Origin of the sequence: Lysinibacillus fusiformis, assembly GCF_003049525.1 — a bacterium.
Classification (GTDB): domain Bacteria; phylum Bacillota; class Bacilli; order Bacillales_A; family Planococcaceae; genus Lysinibacillus; species Lysinibacillus fusiformis.
Genome location: NZ_PYWL01000012.1, coordinates 62,446 through 86,398 on the forward strand (window position 1 = coordinate 62,446; position 23,953 = coordinate 86,398).

Sequence of the window (23,953 nt, forward strand, 5' to 3'; positions counted from 1 at the left end):
TGCAGTCTTAGCAATATGCGTAACGTGCATGAGACGGATAAGCTTACTTAGATGGTTCAGCTTAACTATTCAGGAGTGGAACTATTATCGTAGAAATCACTGATTTGCACCAACCATCAGCTCTCTTTGGATTTTCTTTCGACTAGTGTGTCTCCGTCGTTATATTTTTTATGATTAAATTTGTTAACATCATAATCCCTATTGTTCACCTTTGTCAACGATATTTCTAAAAAACTAAAAAAACATTGACTTCAAAAGTCTGAAAAATACCAATACACGAACATTTTATGTATTATAGTTTGATAATGTTCGTCTTTTAGGGGTGTACAATGAAAGCGTTAACGATATTTAAAAAGACTGATTGTATCAAGGTTCCATGAAGTTTATAGCGAAAATATTATATGGCAATTAAATGGTATTAATTAATTGTTCTATGTTAGAACTAGTTTGCTTCATGAAAGAAAACGAACATTTTATCTTGTCACATTTTAGACAAAACTTTGATTTTTAGAAGGTAAATAGACTATGAAAGAAGAATTTAAATTAAGGATGATTGATTTGGGGGTGTAGTAATGAAATACGATGTTGCAATAGTTGGTGCCGGACTGGCAGGCTTAGTGGCAGCCTGCGAGTTAGTCGATGCAAAGAAAAAAATACTTCTAGTAGATCAAGAGCCTGAAAATTCATTAGGGGGACAGGCATTTTGGTCTTTTGGTGGCATATTTTTAGTAAATTCTCCTGAACAAAGAAGACTCGGCATTAAGGATAGTAAGGAGTTGGCATGGCAGGACTGGTTAGGGACAGCAGGCTTTGATCGTTTAGAAGATGAGGATTCCTGGGCATATAAATGGGCGAGGGCCTATGTCGATTTTGCTGCGGGTGAAAAATATGATTGGTTGAAGTCAAAGGGGATTAAATTTTTTCCTATTGTTGGCTGGGCAGAACGGGGTGGTTCTCTTGCTGGTGGACATGGAAATTCAGTGCCGAGGTTTCATATTGTATGGGGAACAGGTCCAGGCATTGTTAAGCCATTTGTGGATAAAGTCAAAAAGGCCATAAAAGAAGGCTATATTGAATTTAAACCACGACATCGTGTGGATGAATTTATTCAGCAAGACGGAAGGATTATGGGGATAAGTGGAACAATACTAGCAGAAACCTTTATTAGTCGAGGGGAAAAAAGCTCAAGATTAGGAGTCGGAGAATTTTCTTATGAGGCTGCAGCCGTTATTGTGGCAAGTGGGGGTATCGGGGCGAATTTCGATTTAGTGAGAAAAAATTGGCCTGAACGATTAGGGACCCCTCCTAAAAATATGGTATGTGGTGTCCCTGCATATGTAGATGGAAGAATGCTGGAAATTACAGAGCATGCAGGAGGCCGTATTGTGAATCGTGATCGTATGTGGCATTACACAGAAGGATTAAAAAATTGGGATCCGATTTGGCCTAATCATGGAATACGAATTTTGCCAGGCCCCTCCTCCTTATGGTTTGATGCAGAAGGTAACCGATTTCATGCGCCTAATTTCCCTGGATTCGATACACTCAGTACACTAGAAACGATTCAAAAAACAGGCTATGACTATTCTTGGTTTATTTTAACAGAAAAAATTATTGAAAAAGAATTTGCTCTATCTGGCTCGGAACAAAATCCTGATTTAACAAACAAAAGCATTGGTGATGTTTTAAAAAGAATCATGCCCGGACCACCTGCTCCAATCCAAGCCTTTAAAAACCATGGTGAGGATTTTGTGATTGCAAATGATTTAAGAGAACTAGTAGATGGAATGAATAAACTAGTAGGCAATGATTTACTCGATTTCATGAAAATTAAAGAGCAAATTTTAGCAAGGGATCGAGAAATGGATAATAAGTTTACAAAAGATTTACAGGTGAACGCCATTCACGGTGCTAGAAATTATATTGGGGATAAGCTAGTACGTGTTGCTAAGCCACATAAAATTTTAGACACTAAAAATTGGCCTTTAATTGCGGTACGATTAAATATTTTAACAAGAAAAACCTTAGGTGGCTTACAAACAAACTTAAATGGGGCAGTGTTAGGGATGGATGGTCAGCCTATTTCAGGACTATTTGCTGCTGGGGAAGTAAGCGGCTTCGGAGGCGGTGGTGTTCATGGCTACCGCGCTTTAGAAGGAACGTTTGTTGGTGGCTGTATATTTAGTGGTAGGCAGGTAGGACGTTTTTTAGCAGAAGTTTAATGCCAGTACAAAAGAGCATCGTCATAAACGATGCTCTTTTTGTCGCCAAGTAATGGAGTGACGTCTATCATGAATTTGTGTTTTGGACATCTGCGATTTTAGCGATTTGCTCTTCGATTTGATTTACCGTCCAGCCATGCTCCTCAACGAAGAAGTTACGTTTGGCACGACGGCATTCATCAGAACAGCTACGCATATAAAAGTCTTCATGCTTTTCTTCACATAGCATTAATTTATGGCATTCGGGATTTGCGCAGTTCGTATAACGTTCGGAAGGCTCACCTGTGAAATAGTCTTTTCCGATAACGACATGCTCCACTTGATTAATTGGCACACTGCGACGACGATCAAAAACAAACATTTGCCCATCCCAGAGTTGACCTTTTACCTCGGAATCTTTTGCGTATGTGGCAATACCACCATGTAATTGACCAACACTTTTTCCGTAGCCCTCACGTTTTAACCAACCAGAGAATTTTTCACAACGAATTCCACCAGTACAGTAAGTTAAAATCTTTTTATCCACAAATTCTTCTTTATGTGTTTCCATCCATGCTGGTAGGTCACGGAAATTTTCAATATCCGGTCGAATAGCGCCTCTAAAATGACCAAGGTCGAATTCATAGTCATTCCGTGCATCGATAATGATCGTATTCTCTTCTTGCATTTGTTCCATAAATTCCTTAGGAGATAAATATTCCCCTGTTATTTCTAATGGATTAATATCATTTTCTAAACCTAAGTGAACAATCTCGCGGCGAGGGCGAACGTGCATTTTTTTGAAAGCATGCCCATCAGCTTCGTCAATTTTCCACATAATATCGCTAAATCGAGGATCTATCTTCATATGATTCATGTAAGCGTCTGTTTGTTCAATAGTTCCCGAAACAGTTCCGTTAATTCCTTCATTACCAACTAAAATGCGGCCAAGAAGTCCGAGTTCTTGACATAATGCTAAATGCTCTTCAGCAAATGCTATAGGGTCTTCAATCGTAACATATTTATAATAAAGTAATATACGATAGTCTTTTTGCGTCAAAATGTGTAACCACCTTTATAACAATATTCGTCCTTTAATATAGCATAACAAAAGCGAATTTGTTTAGCGGAGAAGGAGTTTTCTAAAAAAACACGAATAGTACATAGTGAATGACTATTCATATTTGGGGGTAATGGAGATGGAATTTTCAACGATTACATTAGAAATGTTAGATCGCCGTGCAACGTTAACTTTAAACCGTCCTCAGGCGATGAATGCGATGGATGATGTTATGATGCGAGAGCTAGCTGAATGCTTTGAGGCTTTGCAACAGGAAAAAGATATACAAGTACTTGTTATTCGTGGAGAAGGGAAGGTCTTTTCTGCTGGAGGCGATATTAAGGCGATGCTTGATTCAAATAAGCCTCTAAATATTGACGAAGCGATGGTATATCTTACACGCATCGTTAAGGCCTATTATCAGCTACCAATGATAGTCATTGCGGCAGTTCATGGTGCATCGGCAGGTCTAGGCTTTAGTTTAACACTAGGGGCAGACATTGTTGTGGCATGTGAAAAGAGTAAGCTAGCTATGAATTTCATAGGCATAGGACTCATTCCAGATGGAGGTGGTCACTTCTTTATGAAGGAACGTGTCGGTACGGTGAAAGCGAAACAAATGATTTGGGAAGGGAAGGTCCTTACAGCACAAGAAGCATTAGATGCAGGATTAATCGACTATATAGCCCCTGATGGTACTGTCTTTGCAATGGCAGATCAGCTTGTTGGTAAAATGCTTGCCTCACCTATTTCTTCTATGATTACGACAAAAAATATTTTACACGCTCAAAATTTAGCACAGCTCGAAAATATCCTTGCAATGGAAGCGGAAGGTCAATCAACCATGCGTAAATCGACAGATCATTTAGAAGGAATTCATGCCTTTGTAGAGAAAAGAACACCTGTCTTTGTAGGGAAATAAAAATAAGAAAAGGCATGTAGATATCCTACGTGCCTTTTCTCAATTATTAAACATGGAATAAAATTAATTTACCTGAAGCGTTTACAAGACGATGAGTTTTGTTGGCAACACCTTTTTCTTCAATTTGTTGTTGGCCATTTAACTTAGCAGCCTCATCATTTTCAAATGTCCATGTTTCATCAAACAATGTTTCCCCTGTTTTTTCGAAAGCTGTGAAACGGTAATTCTCCATACAAACCCCACCCTTTATTTAAATATATATCTATTATACATAGAAGATTTATAAACTTCACGGTAAAACTAGTAAACTATTTGATAAATTACGAAAATTGTGGAAAAAGTAAGTCGACCTTTTTTTTTAAGCATTACCATTTTTCATAAATAGGGAAGTATGATAAAATAGAACAAATATTCGGTTTTGTAATCATATGACTGCTTTGGTTGATAGTTTGTAGTAACTAACTGAGGTGGGAATTATCTATAGTTGGGGTGATTGGATGTCAGCAATTCGTTTTTTCCATATGGCAGATTTACATTTAGATAGTCCATTTAAGGGCTTATTTGGCTTACCTGAACACATTTTGAAGGAGATTCGATCAAGTACGTTTGATGCTTTTGATAAAATTATTCAAAAGGCCATTCAGGAGCAGCCCGACTTTTTATTAATTGTCGGAGATATTTACGATGGTGAAAATCGCAGTTTACAAGCCCAAAGGAAATTTCAAGAGGCAATGGAGAAACTTTTTCAACACAATATTCCTGTAATTATTAGCTATGGGAACCATGATCATTTAAAAGGAACTTGGACACGTTTTTCTTTACCAAGTAATGTGTATGAATTACCGGCTGAGACGAGTGTTGTCCAGTTGAAAATCCGCGGTCAGCAAGTCTGTATATACGGCTTCAGCTATAGTGAACGCCACTTAAAGGAGTCGGTTATTGATACTTATCCAATCGCTCAAGATTCTCATGCAATTCATATTGGCATGCTGCATGGCAGTGAGGCAAGCGATACTTCACACGCTTTATATGCTCCATTTACAAAACAGCAACTACTTGAACGGAACTATCATTATTGGGCGTTGGGGCATATTCATAAACGACAGCTCTTACATGAAAACCCTCCTATCGTTTATCCAGGCAATATTCAAAGCCGTCATCGTAAAGAACAAGGAATAAAAGGTTGCTATGATGTAACTTTATCTCAAACAGCATGTGAACTTGATTTTATTCCTACCTCCACCATTGTTTATAACACAATAGAGGTGGATTGTACGAATATCGTCCATGCTAATGAATTACTTAAAAGATGCGAGGAAGCAATTGCTGTCAATAGAACTTCATTGGGAGCGACGGTAGTGGAGCTTTATTTAAAAAATATTGATGAGCAAACAGAGGCCTTGTTTGAGCATGCGACGGTGGACGCATGGCTGGAGACTATTCGCGAGGCAGAAGAAGGGATTGAGCCAATGTGCTGGGTACAAAAAATGGTGTTACAAAAACCTTCAATTCACGGTGAATATTCTGCTGCTACGCAATCAGTCGTAAGTTTAATGGAGCAATGGGATAGTACTGACTGGAAGGATATACTAAAAGACTTGTACCAGTATGCTGGTGGTGCTAGACTGATCGAGCCTTTATCTGAAAAGGATATAAAGAATTTAACGCACAACGCACAGTCACTATTGGCGGAAGAAATTCAAAGGGCGTGATGCACATGCTAACAATCAAAAAACTACAAATTTATGGCTTTGGTAAGCATCAAAACCTGACAATTCCCTTAAATGAAGGCGTTACAATTTTTTATGGTTTAAATGAGGCAGGAAAAACAACGATTCAGCAATTTGTTTTACAGATGCTCTTTGGCTTTCCAACAAGGCAGCAGACTCAGCGCAAATATGAACCAAAAACATCGACTAAGTTTGGTGGTCAACTGACACTATTACACCCTATTTATGGTTCCTGCATTATTGAGCGTGTGAAAGGCAAGGCTTCAGGTGATGTTACTGTTTATCTTGAAGATGGTACAACGGGACAGGAGGAGTTGTTAGCTAAGCTTTTATATGGCTATTCTAGAGCATCCTTTGAATCTATTTTTTCATTTTCTTTGCATGAGCTTCAAGGCATTGAAAAAATGTCAGAGGAGGAATTAACACATCTTCTCCTCTCCTCTGGCACAACAGGTATCCAGCACCTGTCTGCTCTTGAGAAAAAAATGGATAAAGAAGCGAACGAGTTATTTAAGAAAACAGGTAAAGTTCCAGTAATTAATCAAAAAATTGAGCAGTTAAAGCAATTGGAGCGAACGATTAGACTCGAGCAAGGTAAGATCCAAACATTTGAGGATAAATTACAACAATTGCAACTTCTTGAGCAAAACCTAGAGAAACTTTATGCCACTCAAAAAAAGCAACAACAGCAATGGCAATACTTAACGGTTCAAAAGCAGGCCCTTCCTCTTATCAAGCAACAACAGATGTTGCAGCAAGCATTAGGGGATGATCAATATGTTCAATTTCCAGCAGAAGGTGTAAGACGATATGAACAAGCAAAGGACCGTCTTTTACACGAAAGTCAGCAGTTGCTGCAATTAAAAGAACAATATCAATTGCTACAGGAAAAAGTGCTAGCTACTGTGAATGAGCAAACCGTAAATGAAATGGGCCGCCTTATGCAAAAGGAGGCAACATGGCATCAGTTGATCGTGAAGGAGAAAAACTTACGAGATGATCTCTTTATGCTGGAGCAAGAAATTGATACGCAGTTTCGTTTATTAGGTGTGCAAGAAAAAGAGGCACAGAACATTCTTCTTGGAGAAACAGTATCCTTACAGCAGGAACAGCAATTTCAACAGCAATTACAAAAGCTAGAAGAGGCGGAGGATGAGCTAAAGTTTCATTTACGTTCGCTAGAGCAAATCCATCAAGAATTAGATGCCATAACGCAACAAAAGCAAAGGTTAAACCAGGAGTCATTAACAAAGGAAGAAGAACATATTTTAGCACAGTGGCCTCAACAAAAGCGGAGGCTTGAGCAATTGCGTGCTGCCAAATCGCAACGGACTAAACAAAGGCAGCCTAATTATTTTTCTTGGATGATTTTATTAATTGGTCTATTGTCATTTGTTTATGGGGTTATTCAAAAAAATGTGGCGGTGGCCATTATTGGTGTAGTTTTAACAATCATAACAATATTGTTGATGAAGTTTGTTAGACAAACCACAGAGGCGCCCAATAAAGAAAATAGTCACCTCTTACGACAATTAGAGCAAGATGAAATGACTGTACAAACTATACTCCTAAAAAAACAAAGATTGGAAGATCGCTGGTTACATGTCAATGACCAGCAAAGCGAGAAGGAGCAGCAGTATGCCCAATTAGAATATAAAATTCAGCAAGCAGAGTTAGAGAGTGAGGAAACTACGCAGTCATTGCAGCAATTTTTAAAACGCTATCGCTTACAAGGTACGATCGCTAGAACGTTAATGCCAGAGTTATTTATGCGCATACGAAATGTGCAAGAACTGGCGGTTAAAAGGGACGGTTCCATTAGCCTTTTGCAAGAAATTCAGGATGAAAAGAATGGCCTTTATGAACAGCTTCAACAAGTACTAAATGAAATTTATAATGAACATGAAATATATATGTATTTGCGCACAGCCTACCTGGAAGCGCAGCAACAGCAACAACAAGTGCAGCAAGCACAAGCGCAGCTAGCTGACATCAAGATTAAACTACAAAGTGGACAAACACGAATAGATCGTTATACCGCTGATATGACACAGCTATTGAACGAAGCACAGGTGCAAAACGAACGAGATTATTATGAGAGATATGAGCAATTTGAGCAGCAGAGAAAAATTACGACAGAGCTTCAAACGGTTCTGGCTCAACTAGTCTCGTTGAATTTATCTGAACACGATGAGTTAATAGAGGACTCTGTTATGGAGAATATGCGTGTTTTAGAGCAGGAGCAAACGTCTTTGCAAGTGGATATAGACCGATGTCTTGAACATCGTGCTGCCTTGCAAATTGAAAAGGAACAGTTATTAAATGACGAAAAATATGGCCAAATGCTTCAACAGTTTGAACAAGAAAAATCGGAGTTACAGCAATTGATTGAGCATTGGGCAACGAAAAAAGCTGTGGCGACTGCTATTCATGAAACATTATTTCGTCTTCGAGAAGAAAAATTACCACATGTTTTATCGAAGGTTAATGCGATATTCCAATTACTTACTGGAGGGCGCTACGATCAACTTACGATTCATGAAGAGGGCTACTTTATTGCGAAAGATGTGGCAGGAATTCGTTATCAAATGGTTGAATTATCACAGGCGACTAAGGAGCAAGCCTACATGGCATTACGTATGGCACTTGCCCAAACGTTGATGACCTCTGCGCCATTCCCGATTATTATGGATGATCCGTTTGTCCATTTTGATCGAAACCGTACAGACAAAATGGTACAATTAATGAAAGAAGTAGGATATGAGCGTCAAATTTTATATTTTACTTGCCATGACGAAATGCTCAAACATTGGCCGAAAGAGCAAATTATTGATGTAGGAGCACTAGCAAATGAAAGGGGAGTGGCGTCAACATGAAAGGAATTACAACGCTCCAGGTTGGAGAAGCAGTTGATCAATATTTATTAATTAAACAAGCGACAAAAGGAGTTACTACTGTTGGGAAGCCATTTATGTCGCTAATATTACAAGATAAAAGTGGAGATATTGAGGCAAAGCTTTGGGATACAAATGAGGATCATGAAAAGATGTATCATGCTGAAGCCATTGTACGTGTCGGCGGAGAAATTCACGACTACAGAGGGAAAAATCAATTGCGCATCAAAGCCATTCGTGTGGCAAAGCCAGAAGAAGGAATTGCCATTCATGATTTAGTACCCTCCTCTGCAACACCAAAGGAACAACTATTTGAAGAGTTGAATCAATTTTTCTTTGATATTAAAAATCCAAATATTTCACGTATGACGAGAGCAGCCATTAAAAAACATCAGGACGCCATATTAGTTTTTCCAGCGGCAACTAAAAATCATCATGATTATGCTTCTGGCTTATTAGATCATATGGTGTCCATGTTAAAACTAGGTAAAGCCATTGCTGATTTATATCCGACTCTTAATCGAGACCTGTTATATGCAGGTATTATTTTGCACGATATTGGAAAAGTTGTGGAGCTGTCTGGACCTATTGCCACGACATATACAGTGGAGGGCAACCTGTTAGGACATATTACGATTATGGTGAATGAAATTGCTAAGATTGCTAGTGAGCTAGAAATCGAAGGTGAAGAAGTGATGCTTTTACAGCATATGGTATTATCTCACCATGGCAAGGAAGAGTGGGGTAGTCCAAAAAAGCCGATGGTTCAAGAAGCAGAAATTTTACATTATATTGATAACATCGATGCTAAGATGAATATGTTGACTAGAGCATTAGGTAAAACGGCACCTGGTGAATTTACAGAGCGACTATTCCCTCTGGATAACCGATCGTTTTATAAGCCAACATTTTAATCATTCAACACATTATTTGTGAAATTTTCGTTTCTAAATAACTGTGTGGGCGAGCTTTTATATAAGTCTAATTATATATCTGCGGAATTTCAGTACCTATCCATTGTACCAATACTGTATTTATTTTAGAATATAGGAAGAATTTATAGGAATGGGGAAAAACAATGGATAAAGAGGGACTTGTTTCACGTAAAATAAAGTTTTGGAAAAGTTTGATTTTCAAAATGATACTAGCTATTGGAATCAGTTTATTTATTAGCTCACATATTTCTGAGTTCGTTAGCCAACAAATCGAAAAGGTAGTGGAGTTAAATGGTAGCGCAGGTGTTGCCATCAATACATTTATTTCGCTATTTATTGGGACAGTAATTATTTCTTTATGTACAAGATATATCGTCTTAAAGCGTGTAAAGCGTGTGTTAAAAGCAATGACGCAAGCTGCGGATGGCGATTTGACAGTACGTATAGATGATAAATTGAAAGATGAAATTGGTCAATTATCGACTGAATTTAATCATATGTTAGAGCAAATCGGCTCAGTTATTGAAAAGGCGAATAAAGCATCTACGGATGTCTCTGCTTATACAAATGAATTTACTACGATTACAGAGCAAAGTAGTAATACAGTTGAAACCATCTCTGTTGCAATTCGAGAAATTGCCGCTAGCGCGGAAGGTCAATTGCAGCAAATGGACTTATTATCTGATTCTGCTAACTTAATTTCCAAAGATATGGATTATGCTTCATCCGCAGTACAGGCAGTTGCGGATATAGCGAATGAAACGAACCAAAAGGCCGATTTAGGATTACAGTTAATTGAACAAACGATTGGAAAAATGAATACTATTAATGAATCTGTTCACCAATCAACAGAGGTTGTCAATGCATTAGGGGAAAAATCGAAGGAAATTAGTACAATTGTGGCACTCATTACAAGCATTACGGATCAAACAAATTTACTTGCATTGAATGCTTCCATTGAGGCAGCACGTGCAGGAGAAGCAGGAAAAGGATTTGCGGTTGTCGCCGATGAAGTAAGAAAACTAGCTGAGGAATCTGGGAAGGCTGCTGACAATATTAGAACATTAGTAGATGATATCTTAAGCCAAACATCAAGCGCAGTTTATGCTATTAATAGTGGTACACAATTTGTAGAGGAAGGGCGAGAGGCTGTTGAACAAACAGGCGGTGCCTTTAAAAATATTGTAGAATATCTACAACAAATTAGCCATCGTACAAAGGAAGTTACAGATATAGTATTGCGTGTAAATGAGAAGGCGAGCCAAACCGATTATGCAACGAAAGAAATTGTAGGTATTGCAAATAGCACCTCTTCAGGTATACAGCATATCGCGCTCTCTATTGAGCAGCAAACGGCTTCTAACGAGGAAATTGCAAGTGCAGCAAATGTCCTCCAGACGATGTCAAATGACTTACAAGCCGAAATAAGCCAATTTAAAGTAAAATAGCAAAAGAGAAAGGGAGCATCTGTATTATAAGATGCTCCCTTTCTTTGAGAATGTTGCTCTTTTAATGAAAAAGGTCAATCATCCTAATTATTTAGATTCTTTATCTGTATCTTCTGCTTTGTCGCTAGATTCTTCCTTAGCAGCATTTTCTTCTGCTTTTTTAGCTGCTTCTTCAGCGGCCTTAGCTTGCTCTTCACTTGTTGTAGTAAAGAATTCTAGGGAATCTTTTAAATCCTTATCAGAAGTTTTAACATTTGCATCTTTTGCCATTTTCGCAACGATATCTTTTAGAATAGTTTGCGCTTCACCTGTTTGGTTCAGTTTACTTAACATCGATGTACGAATTTTTTCTTCTTCATCTTTAAAAGCACCAACATCTTTCACGTCACGCTTGTCCGTAATTTCGATTACGTGATAACCGAAGCTAGACTTTACTGGCTCACTTAAAGTGTTTAATTCAAGGGCATAAGCAGCATCGTTAAACTCATCAACCATTGAACCAACAGAGAACCAACCAAGCTCCCCACCATTTTGTGCAGAAGCTGTATCTGTAGAGTACTCTTTTGCTACATCAGCAAATTTAGCGCCACCTTTAATTTTCTCAATGGCTTCTTTTGCTGTTTTTTCATCTGCTACTAAAATATGACGACCATTTAATTCTGTTTTCATTTGCTCATAGTATTTTTTCACATCTTCTTCTTTAATAGCTTGATCTTTTAAAGCTTTTTCTTGAAGAAGTTGCACGCGTAAAGAATCTTTAAAGCCTTGTTCTGTTAAGCCACTTTCAGCAAGTGCTTGTGCAAAACCATCACCAAATTGTGAAGCTGTAGTATCATAAGCTTCTTTAAGTTCTTTATCTGTTACTTCATATTTGTCAGACAATACTTTTTCAGTCACCAATTGTTGTAATACATATGAGCCTGTTAAAGATTTGGCTTTTTCATTAAAGTCAGCAACTGAAATGTCGCCAACTTTAGAAGTAACGATTGCTTTGCTATCTCCGCCGCTACACGCACCGAGCGCTAAAACAGAAGCAGCTAAAGTTAAAGATAAAACTGTTTTTTTCATAGTGGATATTCTCTCCTAACATGGTTTCGTCCATTTTTTACTATAACATAAACGTTTTAAAAACAAAATGGTTCCCCCTTGAGTATTGCCTATATTTCAATTTTTGAAGCGCATAGGATATAGAAAAGAAAGGGGGTGAAGTTATGGGCAACGGAGGATACGGTGGCGGTGGCTACGGCTCAGGCTTTGCTTTATTAGTTGTGTTATTTATTTTATTAATTATCGTTGGTGCAGCGTTCCTATACTAATTAATAAAACAGTGAAAAGCTAAGAGCTCCAATAACTCTTAGCTTTTCTTAACAGTGTTAGACATTCACGCTGCATGCCAGAGATCCAAGCCATTAGTAATGGTTTGAGTAAGTTGTTTTATGGGGACTCAACTTATCTTGTCGCATGCGGATGTGAATGTATTTTACTTTTCAGTTGTTATACCGCGTATAAAATTTCAATATAAAATGAGACAAGTAAAATGGTAATAAGTATATTTATAGTTCGGAATATTTTTGGCTGGTTTTCTTCGGGAATTTCACGTCGCATACATAGAGCATATGTCATACGGTTAATTTGAAATAAATAGAATACCGAGAATAGAACTACAATCATTAATAGCAAGTCTATTCCTCCCCTCTTTCAATAGTAATAGCATAACAAAGAACGCCATTAAAAAACAAGTACAAGCAATTTAGTGAACCGTTGGTGGAACTAAAATTTCATAGCCCTTCGGTGTTTCTTCAACTTGTGAGTTTTTTGGTGAATTCAATAAATATTTCACGTAAAGTATATCAATCAAACATAGACTACAATGATACGCTAACAGCAAAGTACCGTAATGTGTGTATGCTGGTAGTAGCCAAGTACCTATTATAATACTAGTATTAAGAACGATAAATGGCGTAAGAAGTGCTAGTATATAACGGTTTTTGGATAAAGGTTCACGAATACGCATGTGTAATACTGGAATTAGATAAAATTGCGTACGGACACGCAATTTAAGATGCTGGCGTAAATCGTAAAGAGCGAGAAAGTGTAAAAACTTGTGAACCGGATAAAGTGTTAATACAGCTATTACAAAGAGCCAGAATAAACGATCTGTATAATGCTCCTCGTTGAATAAATTAAACGTCACATACGATACTGAAAAAACGGATAAGAAAGTAATAACACCCATTATAATAATACGCGTAGTGCCGTAATGATGTTCAAGATTTAAAATTTTCCAACAATGCATGGTTTATTATCAACTCCGAAAATAGGAAGTGTCCTATTTAATGTAAATTGAATTGTCTTAGAATGCAAGAGAAAGGAGGTACTTCAGAAATATTTCTGAAATACCTCCTTTCACATGATTTATTTCTGAATGAACAGTTAGAACCCACAGGAAAATATCTGTACGATAGCCTTATTTTATCCTTTTACAGTTGGACGTTCTTCAAGCGTGTCAAAGGAATCACGGAAATGCTGAAAGGAGCGTTCAAAAATATCGATGAAATCCTCACCATAAATATTTCGAATGACAGCCATTACGTCTAAAGAGTCTGGGAAACGGCCGTATAAGTCTTTTAAGGCCAATGATCCTTCTAATACAGAATGATAAGTATTATGGTAGTTTTTATTCATCTCTACAATAAGCTCTGTGCCAGCTTCAGTTAGCTCAACATACGTATTACGCTTATCATCATCTCGCTTCGAAAACTTAAGGAAGCCTCGCTCTTCTAATTTTTTGGAGAAGTTAAATGCTGTAGAAACATGCATGACTCCGAACTTTGCTACATCAGAAATAGAGGCTCCTTTTAAATGATAGGAAATCCACAAAATATGGTGTTCATTAATATTTAAATCATATGGTTTAATCCATTGTTGCCAATCTTTTTCAACCGCTTTCCATAGTGCTTTCGATAATTGCGCGATTCTTTGACTGTAGAGCATTGCTTCTTTTTGTGTGTATAATTCCTCTGACAAAACCATCACCTACTGCTTTCTTTCACATTTTTAAAAATATTATAGCAGTAAAGAAAAAAAGTTTAAAGTTAGAAAAATTAAAAAATTGAAAAGTGGTTAAAAAATAATATTATAGCAATAATTTTTGATGAAAAAATAGATTAATTAGCATCTAGAAAGGACTTTAGTCGCTAATTTTTTCCTGCGGTTTTTTCTTGTTTTCTGTGAATTGTGCAATGTTTTTCTCGATTTCGCTTATCGAATTCTGTAAAGCATCTAATTCTTGTTGCAAATTATTTTTATTTGGCTCTATTTCTTCTGTAAAAGTCGTAATTGTTTGTTTTAAATCATTTATTATTTGTGGGATATTATTTTTAACTTCGTTTGTTAATGTATTGACAGAATGTTTCACAGTCCCTACTTGTTGTTTAACATCAAGGAGCATACCTTTTGTTTGGTCTGCATTTTGTTTTAACGTTGTGCGTAACTGCTGGCCTGATTGTGGGGTTGAGAACAGCACAGCAACTGTTCCACCAATAATACCTGTTGCTAGTCCAATTAAAAATGGTTTTGCTTTCATATTATATACCTCATTTCTTGTCATGATTAACTACTATTAAACCATGAATTGCATAAATACAAAAAGAAAAAGAAACTGAGCAAGTGATAGAGCATCACCGTTCAGTTTCTTTCGATTATTTTAAAGTTAGTATTTATGAAATCTGAGAAATGGCAGTCACAAATTTAGAGCGCTTCACTAATTTTGCAACAATAGGATAAATAATAGCAAAAGCAACGACATTAAATGCTACCGCTGGAAGGACAACCCCAATAAAGAGCATCGCAAACGTTGCACCTACATTTGCATTGAAAACAAAAAGTGCCACTGCTAAAAAGACCGTACCTGATAGGATAGTACCCAAACCAACTAAAACTGCAGAGACAGCGAAACTATTTGCTATCTTTTTTAGAACAATTACAGCAGCTAAAAACACAAAGCCTGTTACAGCTTTATCAATAATGTTTGGAACTAGACCGGCAGGAAATGTTGTAAACAAACCTGAAAGTACACCTGTTGCTAGCGAAAGTAAAAACGTTTCTTTCACTGTAGGAAACAATAATATGCCAATAAACATCATTGTTAACATGAAATCGGGTTTCATGCCGTTAATCATTCCTGGTGTAACGACATATAGTGCCGCACCGATCCCAACTAAAAGGGCCATTAATACTAAATTCTTTGTATTCATTTTTTATCTCTCCTCGACTGAGCTAATCTATTAGTTTCCCAACGTGTCCTCTTGACCGTTAGCGAAACTTATTTGTGATTGTACGCTAAAATTTTTATATTTGCAATACAGTATGTGGGTTATTAAAATGTTAATATATTACAAAAAACGTTATAGGTTGGCTTTAATACTTTCTGCCACTTCAGTCAATTGTTCTGGTGAATATTTTTGTGTTTGCCAAACTAAACCTAAGCCTTCTTTTTCGTCATAACGAGGAATAAAATGTAGATGATAGTGGAACACAGTTTGTCCAGCCGCTGCCCCATTATTATTAATCGTATTCAAACCGATTGGCTCAAACGCTGCCTTAATGGCATTCGCAATTTTCGGTGCCGCAGCATATAAGTTGCGTGCAACATCCTCTGGCATTTCGTATAGATCTTGGCAGTGATGCTTTGGAATTAGTAAAGTATGACCTTTTGCAACTGGTGAAATGTCTGTAAATGCATAGACATGATCGTCTTCATACACTTTTGTACTTGGAATGGATCCATCGATAATTTTGCAAAATAGGCAATCGCTCATGAGAATTTCCCCCTTATCGTATATGTAAATTCATTCTATCATACTCAAACCTGTATCATTTGCTAATTTTTGATAAAATATAAAACAAGAAGAGGAGTGAGGTTATGTCAGTATTAGAGGTACAGCATGTGACAGGCGGATATACAAGAAAACCTGTTATTAAAGATTTATCTTTTACTATTGAAAAAGGAGAGCTTGTTGGCTTAATTGGCTTGAATGGGGCCGGTAAAAGTACAACGATTAAACATATAATAGGAACAATGTTGCCAAAAGAAGGGGATATTTACCTTAATGGGGTAACGTTAAAGGAAGATACGGACAAGTATCGTACAGCCTTTTCTTATATCCCTGAAACCCCTGTGCTTTACGATGAACTAACATTGAGGGAACATTTAGAATTAACAGCGATGGCTTACGGTATTGATAAGGCAACTCTAGATGCTCGTTCTGAAGTACTTTTAAAGGAATTTCGAATGGAGAAAAGATTAAACTGGTTCCCATCACATTTTTCAAAGGGAATGCGTCAAAAGGTTATGATTATGTGTGCATTTCTAGTGAATCCTAGTCTTTATATTATTGATGAGCCTTTTGTGGGGTTAGATCCACTCGGAATTCAATCATTATTAGATCAAATGGATGAGAAGAAAAAAGAAGGTGCTTCCATATTAATGTCTACGCATATTTTATCGACTGCCGAAAAGCATTGTGATCGAATTATATTATTGCACGAGGGAAGAGTTCGAGCGCAAGGAACGATGGCAGATTTGCGACAAACATTTGCGATGCCCAATGCAACATTGGACGATCTATATATTGCAATGACAAAGGAGCGGGACCATGAAGAACTTGCGTGATGTATGGTCCTCTCGCTTCATGCATTATATAGGAGAAGTACAAAAATATATGCAATTTATTTTTACAGGGCATATTGCCATTGTACTTGTATTTCTAATTGGAGCAGGAGGCTACCAATATAGTGAATGGTTGAAAGTTGTACAGACAGATTTCCCAGCTGAAATACTTATTGCTGTTTTTATAGGCGTTTTATTAGCCTTTAGTCGCCCTACTACGCTTTTGAGAGAGCCAGACCAAGTGTACCTATTGCCCCTAGAGTCAAAAATGTCGCTGTATTTTAGCAAGGCACTGGCTTGGACATTTTGGTCTCAGGTTTGGATTGTAGCGATCGTCTACATTGTTAGTATTCCACTATTAAAAGCAGTGACGGATTTAACAACGGCTGACATTTGGTCGATATTCCTACTTGTGATTGTGCTGAAATATATAAGTGTACGAGGAGAATTCAGCTATCGATATAGTGAACGTGGTCAAATGGTTTGGGTGGACAGGCTGATTCGAGCAATAATATTTGCTGCCGCTGTTTATATGGGGCTGCAAGCTCAGTTGCTCCTATCAATTGTTGCTACAGTCATAAGTGTTATTTATATTATTGTCTTTAGAAAAAAATCTGTAGGAGAACCAGTACCTTACGAACATTTTGTAAAGCTTGAGCAAAATCGAATGATGAGCTTTTATCGTTTCGCAAATTATTTTACAGATGTACCCCATTTACATGGAAGCATCCGACGTCGAGGCTGGATGGACTGGCTCTATAAATTCGTTCCATATGGTAAAAATAACGCTCAAAAGTATTTAGTATTTCGCACTTTTGTCCGTACAGATGATCATTTTTATTTATGGCTCCGTCTTACGGCCATTTCAGCAGTAATTGCAGCATTTGTAGACATTCCAATAGTTACATGGATTGTTGCCGCGGCACTAAGCTTTGCAACGACTATCCAATTAAAACAAGCATTACTTTCAAGTGGGGAATTCCGCATGGACATGCTGTTTCCGTTGCCGGATAATGCTCGTCAACTAGCTGTGAAGCAAATTGTACGTCTAGCTATGATTACACAAGCGATCATCGTAGGATTATGTGCGATTACACAGCCGATGTTTTATATTGTAGTTGTCATTGTTTTAGTAATTAGTGAATTGACTGCGAAAGTATCTAAATAATGAAAAGCTCATTTTCCCAGCCTGTGCTGAGAAGATGAGCTTTTATTTGTTGTAGATCTATTCTGTATCCTCTTTTGGCATAGCACTATAAGTTGTTACATAGGAAGCTGCCGAGAAGATGTTCTGCTGATTTACACCACTGGAATCATCTCTTTTTGCATGTGCGTTTTCAAAGGCTTTAGAGCTTTTCCATGCTTCGAATGAATGTGGTCCATGCCACTGAGTCATGACAATATAAGTGTCATCCTTGATGGGACGAAGTAATCTGTAGGACTCAAAGCCTGGCTCATCCTCAATGGCATGTGAACGTTGTAAAAAGCGATGCTCGAAAACAGGGCGTCCTTCATCTGTTACAGGAATATTATTAAGAACAAAGAATCCACGTTCTTCTAGCTCATTTACCGAATCTAACACTTCAAATTTGCGAGGTGTGGCAAAAACAGATTTCCCTTCTGTTTCATGAATTAATACAGAATTTCCCTCTCCATGAATTAAGATCATATGCTCATTTGGATACTTATTTTTCAGTTGTTCTAAAAAATCACCAGTACCAGAAGTTAAATAAATATTCATCAATTTATCCTCCTTATGAATCTTACTAATTATAGCGTGATTATACCCTTTTCAGCATAAGTCTAACGCTTTGTCCAAAAAGAATCTGTCTAGAATGAACAATTTTATGACATTTCACTAGGAAAACTATACAATAACAGAGGAAGCGTTTACTATTGGAAACGGATATCAATAATAAAGGAATAAATAATACATTTTTTTCTTGACTCAGCAAAGGTTTTTTGTACTGAAATCGAAGTATAAAACACAGAAGACTCTTTCCGCTATAGAGAGTGGTGAACCCACTGATTCAAGATAAAGCCTCTGGTCGATATTGCAGATTTTGAAGAGAAGAGTAAAGAGCAAGAAATCTGGACACAATTACGCCAGGGCGTATGGATAGTAATGAATTTATCGAGGGGAAGGAATTATTCATGACAACTTTTAACGATACACTTCTGCGTGCTGCTCGTGGAGAAAAAACTACACACACGCCAGTATGGTATATGCGTCAGGCAGGACGTTCTCAGGCAGAATATCGTGCCATTAAAGAAAAATATTCATTAGAAGAAATTACACATCAACCTGAGCTATGTGCATATGTCACTCGTCTACCTGTAGAAAATTACAATGTTGATGCAGCTATATTATACAAAGATATTGTCACACCTCTTCCTGGAATTGGCGTAGATGTAAAAATTAAAGCAGGTGTTGGTCCTGTTATCTCTAATCCAATTCGTTCAGTTGCAGATGTTGATAATTTAGGTGAATTCAATGCTAAAGAGCATACACCATTTGTATTAGAGACTATTAAAATCTTGACAGAAGAGCAATTAAATGTCCCGTTGATTGGTTTTGCTGGAGCACCATTTACACTTGCCAGCTACATGATTGAAGGTGGTCCTTCTAAAAACTATAACAAAACAAAGTCATTTATGGTGTCAGAACCACAAGCTTGGTTTGCATTAATGGATAAACTGGCTGACATGATTATTGCAGATGTCACTGCCCAAATTAAAGCTGGTGCAAAAGCAATCCAAGTATTTGATTCTTGGGTGGGCGCTTTAAATGTGGAAGATTACCGTGTATTTATAAAACCAATTATGACGCGAATTTTTGCGGAATTACAAAAAGAAAATGTACCATTGATTCAATTTGGTGTCGGGGCAAGTCATTTAGCGAAGGAATGGAATGATTTACCGATTGATGTTGTCGGCTTAGACTGGCGTTTACCAATAAAAGAAGCACGCGCGAATGGTATTACAAAACCAGTCCAAGGTAACCTTGATCCATCGCTATTATTGGCAGATTGGTCAGTCATTGAAAAACGAACTAAGGATATTATCGATCAAGGTTTAGAAATGCCAGGTCATATCTTTAACCTAGGTCATGGTGTTTTCCCAGAGGTTGATCCAGAGGTCTTAAAGCGTTTAACGACACTTATTCATGAATATAGTGCACAACAAATTCAAGCTCGTTCTTAAAAAAGCGGATTCAAATGTGAAATATGTCCTTTTCTATGTACGAAATTTTCATCATAGAAAGGGGGCTGTCCAACATCATAGATTGGACAGCTTCTTTTTATCACATAATGTATAAAAACATAAAACAATTTTAGAGGTGAAAAGGGTAATGAAAGAAGTTAAAGGCTTATTGGTAATGGCATACGGGACACCTTATAAAGAAGAGGATATTGAACCTTACTATACACATATTCGTCATGGTCGCAAACCTTCGGAAGAGCATTTAGAAGATTTACGTAGTCGCTATGAAGCAATTGGAGGTTTATCTCCTTTAGCAGCAGCAACACAGGCACAAGCTGAAGCGTTATGTGCACGTTTAAATGAAGTTCAGGGTGCTGTAGAATATAAATTGTTTATTGGTTTAAAGCATATTCATCCATTTATTGAAGACGCAATAGAGCAAATGGTGGCAGAGGGCATCAAAGAAGCGGTATCAATTGTTTTAGCTCCTCATTTCTCAACATTCTCTATTAAATCTTATAATGGCCGTGCTGTGGAAGCAGCAGGAGATCGCTTAACGATTACATCAGTAGAATCTTGGTATGATGAACCTAAATTTATTGAGTATTGGAAACAACAAATTAATGATACATTTAAGTCAATGTCTGAAGAAGAACGTGAAACAGGATGTTTAATCGTTTCAGCTCATTCACTTCCTGAAAAAATTAAAGATTTAGGTGACCCTTATGAGGATCAATTAATTGAAACAGCTCGACTTATTCAAGAGGCAACTGGTTTGAAAAACGTTGAGGTCGGCTGGCAATCAGCAGGACAGACACCAGAGCCTTGGATTGGTCCAGATGTTCAAGACTTAACACGTGAGCTTTATGAAGAAAAAGGCTTCCGTTCATTTGTTTATACGCCAGTAGGTTTTGTAACAGAGCATTTAGAAGTGTTATATGATAATGATTTTGAATGTAAAGTCGTTTGTGATGAACTAGGCGCAAAATATTATCGTCCGTCGATGCCAAATACACATCCTTTATTTATTGATGCGATGGTCGATGCAATTTATAAAAAATTAAGCTAAGCGAAAAGAAAGTGATGATGTTGGTGACTCAGAAAAGACGAAAGGTAGTTGTTGTAGGTGGTGGTATTACGGGCCTTACAGCTGCGTTCTATATGCAAAAACAAGCAAGCACAAAAGAATTGCCATTAGATATCGTACTTGTCGAGTCGTCATTACGTCTTGGCGGAAAAATTCAAACACTAAGAAAAGATGGTTTTATTATTGAGCGTGGGCCAGAATCTTTTTTTGACCGTGAAAATTATGTAAATGCTTTAGCAAAGGATCTCGGTATTGAACAAAAAATCATGACAAGTAACGCAGGACCCAACTATGTTGCTGTCGGAAGCCAGTTATACCCAATACCAAGCCATCTTTTATCAGGAGAAACGCCACATATCTCATCATTTATTACATCAGGCTTGTTTTCACTAAGCGGTAAAGTTCGTGCGGCAGGTGATTTTTTTATCCCCCGCTCAGCACAAGACGATGATCAACCATTGGGGGCATTTTTTAGAAGAAGGTTTGGCGCAGAGGTTGTTGAAAATCTAGTGGAACCATTACTAGCAGGGACATTTGCAGGTGATATTGAGCAATTAAGCATGAGCTCAACTTTCCCGCAGCTTTATCATCTAGAGCAAAAATATCGTAGCTTATTAGTAGGGATGAAAAAGGCTGGAACAAATTTCTTAAGTAATGATTTTATTGATGAAAATAAAGGGATATTTCAAACCTTTAGTAATGGGCTTGAAACATTAATCGAAAGTATTGAGGAATCTCTACTTCCTGGGACAGTGATGAAAGGTGTCAAGGTCGAAGAAATTGAGCATGGAAAAGATGGGTCTGTACATGTAATGCTAAACAATTTCTCACATATTAAAGCGGATGCGGTCATTATTGCTACACCCTTTAATATGGCAGATAAGATGTTCAGTAAGTATAATTTGTTAAATGAACTAGGGACAATGAAAGCTGCCACTATCGCAACCGTTACAATGGCATTTAAAAAGGACCAGCTTGGTGATTTAGACGCACTCTCATTTTATGTCTCTCGAAATAGTGATTTTTCAATCACTTCATGTACTTGGATGAATCGAAAATGGCCGGGTACCTCACCTAATGATTATGTGTTATTACGTAGTTATATTGGTCGAGTGGGTGACGAGGCGATTGTAGCATTATCAGATACTGAGATTGAAAAAACAGTGCTACAGGATTTAAATAAAACTATCGGTATAGATGGAGAACCAATAACGACAGTAGTTACACGTTGGAAAAATGCGATGCCACAATACACCGTTGGACATGAGGCGAAGGTCCAACGGATAAAGCAGGAATTACGAGAACATTTTCCAACTGTAAAATTGGCAGGTAGCTCATTCGAAGGAATATCCATCCCAGAATGTGTGCAACAAGGTAAACATGTTGCCGATGAAGTGTTGGCGGAAATTTTTTGTTAGTAGAAGCACGATAGTACAAACATTATGTTTGTACTATTTTTTTTGAAGTAAGTTCAAAAGACAAAAAGAAATAGCAAACTAACTATTTCTTAGTTTGCTATTTCTACATCTATACATCCAATTTTCTAGATAACCTAGTTCTAAGAAATTCGATGACATGACCAAACGATACCACCAGAGTTAGCTCCACCTAGTGTAAGAGAGATAGTCAATCCATTGGCTTCATAGAACAAATCAATCGTATCTCCAGCATTTAAATTCACTTCTCCTGCTAAAGTGATTGTGCCATTTCCAAGAACTGCTCGTAAAGTTAATACAAGTGCCACATTGACGTTTAGTACAGGGAACAAGCCACTAATTAAATTTGTTGTAGCATTTTGCCTAATTGCAAATGATGGGTTTATTCCCCCTCCTAAAGTAACACTAATGGCCGCAGTAGTGGAGTAGTTAATGGTTGCTTCAAAGGAATATCTACCTGTAGTTGGTACAGTGAATATGCCAGTTGTTGGATTGAATGCAGGTGTTGTAAAGTATGGTGACGCGACACTCCAGTTAGTGATTGAAGTAGATCCACTAACAACCAACGTGTTTTTAAAGGCAGAGAATCCTTCAGTAAACGCAGGTCCAGTAGCCCCGGTAGCTCCAATAATACCAGTAGCCCCAGTTGTACCCGTAGCCCCAGTTGTACCTGTAGCTCCTGTAGCGCCAGTAGCCCCGGTAGTTCCAGTTACACCCGTAGAACCTGTGGTTCCAGTTATACCATTAGCGCCAGTAGCACCAGTAGCACCAGTAGCACCAGTAGCACCAGTAGCACCAGTAGCACCAGTAGCACCAGTAGCTCCAGTTACACCCGTAGGGCCTATAGAACCTGTAGTTCCAGTAGAGCCGGTAGTTCCGGTAACACCAGTAGCGCCAGTAGAACCAGTAGTTCCAGTAACACCAGTAGCGCCAGTAGAACCAGTAGTTCCAGTTACACCTGTAGTTCCAGTAACGCCAGTAGCCCCCGTAGAACCAGTAACACCAGTAGAACCAGTAGGTCCAATATCACCAGTAGAACCAGTAGCCCCAGTTACACCCGTAGCGCCAGTAGCGCCAGTAGCGCCAGTAGGTCCAGTAGAACCGGTAGCGCCAGTGGAGCCTGTAGCTCCGATATCACCAGTAGCCCCAGTTACACCAGTGGTTCCAGTTACACCCGTAGCGCCAGTAGTTCCAGTTACACCGGTAGCTCCGGTAGCTCCGGTAACACCAGTAGAGCCAGTAGTTCCAGTAGTTCCGGTAACACCAGTAGAGCCAGTAGTTCCAGTAGAACCGGTAGCGCCAGTAGTTCCAGTTACACCCGTAGCTCCGGTAACACCAGTAGAGCCTGTAGTTCCAGTAGAACCG

The 23,953-nt window shown here is 38.0% G+C and carries 22 protein-coding genes, 1 pseudogene and 1 other annotated feature (1 of these 24 cut by a window edge); of the genes and pseudogenes, 12 read left to right on the forward strand and 11 right to left on the reverse strand.

All coding sequences use genetic code 11. The annotated features are described in order from the left end of the window. Positions 1–169, reverse strand: a binding site (T-box leader); it reaches 71 nt to the left of the window's first position. 403 nt (positions 170–572) lie between these two features. Further along, positions 573–2,222, forward strand: coding sequence for an FAD-binding dehydrogenase (locus C9J29_RS19930; protein WP_107922678.1), 1,650 nt, complete (start codon positions 573–575; stop codon positions 2,220–2,222). Between the two features lie 67 nt (positions 2,223–2,289). Here the strand turns inward: C9J29_RS19930 and trhO are convergent, their stop codons facing one another. Next, complete coding sequence (gene trhO, locus C9J29_RS19935) at positions 2,290–3,261, reverse strand: oxygen-dependent tRNA uridine(34) hydroxylase TrhO (protein ID WP_107922679.1); 972 nt, start codon at positions 3,259–3,261, stop codon at positions 2,290–2,292. Positions 3,262–3,400: 139 nt separating this feature from the next. Between trhO and C9J29_RS19940 the strand changes: the two genes are divergently transcribed. Further along, positions 3,401–4,183 (forward strand): enoyl-CoA hydratase, encoded by a 783-nt coding sequence (locus C9J29_RS19940; protein ID WP_025117262.1) that lies wholly within the window; start codon positions 3,401–3,403, stop codon positions 4,181–4,183. A gap of 46 nt (positions 4,184–4,229) precedes the next feature. Here the strand turns inward: C9J29_RS19940 and C9J29_RS19945 are convergent, their stop codons facing one another. Beyond that, positions 4,230–4,415, reverse strand: coding sequence for a YhzD family protein (locus C9J29_RS19945; RefSeq protein WP_008173354.1), 186 nt, complete (start codon positions 4,413–4,415; stop codon positions 4,230–4,232). A gap of 265 nt (positions 4,416–4,680) precedes the next feature. On the opposite strand from C9J29_RS19945, the gene C9J29_RS19950 reads away from it, so the two are divergent. The 4 genes from C9J29_RS19950 (at position 4,681) to C9J29_RS19965 (ending at position 11,190) form a co-directional block, all read left to right on the forward strand. Continuing rightward, positions 4,681–5,895 carry a metallophosphoesterase family protein gene (locus C9J29_RS19950; protein WP_008173351.1) on the forward strand — a complete coding sequence of 405 codons (1,215 nt, stop codon included), beginning with the start codon at positions 4,681–4,683 and terminating at the stop codon, positions 5,893–5,895. A gap of 5 nt (positions 5,896–5,900) precedes the next feature. Further along, positions 5,901–8,789, forward strand: coding sequence for an ATP-binding protein (locus tag C9J29_RS19955; protein WP_164908740.1), 2,889 nt, complete (start codon positions 5,901–5,903; stop codon positions 8,787–8,789). Continuing rightward, positions 8,786–9,721 (forward strand): 3'-5' exoribonuclease YhaM, encoded by a 936-nt coding sequence (gene yhaM / locus C9J29_RS19960; RefSeq protein WP_008173348.1) that lies wholly within the window; start codon positions 8,786–8,788, stop codon positions 9,719–9,721. The genes C9J29_RS19955 and yhaM overlap by 4 nt, the downstream gene beginning before the upstream one ends. A 164-nt stretch (positions 9,722–9,885) precedes the next feature. Then, positions 9,886–11,190 (forward strand): methyl-accepting chemotaxis protein, encoded by a 1,305-nt coding sequence (locus C9J29_RS19965; protein WP_090003267.1) that lies wholly within the window; start codon positions 9,886–9,888, stop codon positions 11,188–11,190. 87 nt (positions 11,191–11,277) lie between these two features. Here the strand turns inward: C9J29_RS19965 and C9J29_RS19970 are convergent, their stop codons facing one another. Next, positions 11,278–12,258: a peptidylprolyl isomerase gene (locus C9J29_RS19970; protein ID WP_008173345.1), complete on the reverse strand. Its 981-nt coding sequence runs from the start codon at positions 12,256–12,258 to the stop codon at positions 11,278–11,280. A 143-nt stretch (positions 12,259–12,401) separates the two neighbouring features. Here C9J29_RS19970 and C9J29_RS19975 point away from each other — a divergent pair, with 143 nt between their 5' ends. After that, entirely contained in the window at positions 12,402–12,506 is a 105-nt protein-coding gene (locus tag C9J29_RS19975) for a YjcZ family sporulation protein (RefSeq protein WP_004230765.1), read from the forward strand. Between the two features lie 178 nt (positions 12,507–12,684). Here C9J29_RS19975 and C9J29_RS19980 read toward each other — a convergent pair whose 3' ends face one another. The 6 genes from C9J29_RS19980 to C9J29_RS20005 form a co-directional block, all read right to left on the reverse strand. Further along, on the reverse strand, positions 12,685–12,870 hold the full coding sequence (locus C9J29_RS19980) for a hypothetical protein (RefSeq protein ID WP_008173337.1): 186 nt from the start codon (positions 12,868–12,870) through the stop codon (positions 12,685–12,687). A 70-nt stretch (positions 12,871–12,940) separates the two neighbouring features. Beyond that, on the reverse strand, positions 12,941–13,486 hold the full coding sequence (locus C9J29_RS19985) for a DUF3267 domain-containing protein (RefSeq protein WP_008173333.1): 546 nt from the start codon (positions 13,484–13,486) through the stop codon (positions 12,941–12,943). 176 nt (positions 13,487–13,662) lie between these two features. Continuing rightward, complete coding sequence (locus C9J29_RS19990) at positions 13,663–14,223, reverse strand: HTH-type transcriptional regulator Hpr (protein ID WP_107922681.1); 561 nt, start codon at positions 14,221–14,223, stop codon at positions 13,663–13,665. 157 nt (positions 14,224–14,380) lie between these two features. Then, a complete protein-coding gene (locus tag C9J29_RS19995) occupies positions 14,381–14,776 on the reverse strand; it encodes a YtxH domain-containing protein (protein WP_025117254.1) in 396 nt (131 codons plus the stop codon). Positions 14,777–14,909: 133 nt separating this feature from the next. Then, the gene (locus C9J29_RS20000; protein WP_036120328.1) at positions 14,910–15,446 is read right to left on the reverse strand and encodes a tryptophan transporter; all 537 of its coding nucleotides are present in this window, start codon (positions 15,444–15,446) and stop codon (positions 14,910–14,912) included. A 150-nt stretch (positions 15,447–15,596) separates the two neighbouring features. After that, entirely contained in the window at positions 15,597–16,010 is a 414-nt protein-coding gene (locus C9J29_RS20005) for an HIT family protein (RefSeq protein ID WP_089987027.1), read from the reverse strand. A gap of 104 nt (positions 16,011–16,114) precedes the next feature. Here C9J29_RS20005 and C9J29_RS20010 point away from each other — a divergent pair, with 104 nt between their 5' ends. Together C9J29_RS20010 and C9J29_RS20015 are read left to right on the forward strand one after the other, a co-directional pair. Beyond that, on the forward strand, positions 16,115–16,864 hold the full coding sequence (locus C9J29_RS20010) for an ABC transporter ATP-binding protein (protein ID WP_008173321.1): 750 nt from the start codon (positions 16,115–16,117) through the stop codon (positions 16,862–16,864). After that, positions 16,848–18,029, forward strand: a complete 1,182-nt coding sequence (locus C9J29_RS20015; protein ID WP_008173319.1) for an ABC transporter permease — start codon at positions 16,848–16,850, stop codon at positions 18,027–18,029. The genes C9J29_RS20010 and C9J29_RS20015 overlap by 17 nt, the downstream gene beginning before the upstream one ends. 57 nt (positions 18,030–18,086) lie before the next feature. Here C9J29_RS20015 and C9J29_RS20020 read toward each other — a convergent pair whose 3' ends face one another. Further along, positions 18,087–18,602, reverse strand: a complete 516-nt coding sequence (locus tag C9J29_RS20020; RefSeq protein WP_008173317.1) for an antibiotic biosynthesis monooxygenase family protein — start codon at positions 18,600–18,602, stop codon at positions 18,087–18,089. 413 nt (positions 18,603–19,015) lie between these two features. Between C9J29_RS20020 and hemE the strand changes: the two genes are divergently transcribed. The 3 genes from hemE to hemY all read left to right on the forward strand — a co-directional run bounded on the left by hemE (position 19,016) and on the right by hemY (position 22,570). Further along, positions 19,016–20,065, forward strand: coding sequence for a uroporphyrinogen decarboxylase (hemE, locus tag C9J29_RS20025; RefSeq protein ID WP_096364806.1), 1,050 nt, complete (start codon positions 19,016–19,018; stop codon positions 20,063–20,065). A gap of 148 nt (positions 20,066–20,213) precedes the next feature. Further along, positions 20,214–21,134, forward strand: a complete 921-nt coding sequence (hemH, locus tag C9J29_RS20030; RefSeq protein ID WP_107922682.1) for a ferrochelatase — start codon at positions 20,214–20,216, stop codon at positions 21,132–21,134. A gap of 14 nt (positions 21,135–21,148) precedes the next feature. Continuing rightward, positions 21,149–22,570 (forward strand): protoporphyrinogen oxidase, encoded by a 1,422-nt coding sequence (hemY, locus tag C9J29_RS20035; protein ID WP_008173311.1) that lies wholly within the window; start codon positions 21,149–21,151, stop codon positions 22,568–22,570. A gap of 140 nt (positions 22,571–22,710) precedes the next feature. Here hemY and C9J29_RS24795 read toward each other — a convergent pair. Next, positions 22,711–23,953: pseudogene (locus C9J29_RS24795) on the reverse strand (collagen-like protein); the annotation flags it as partial.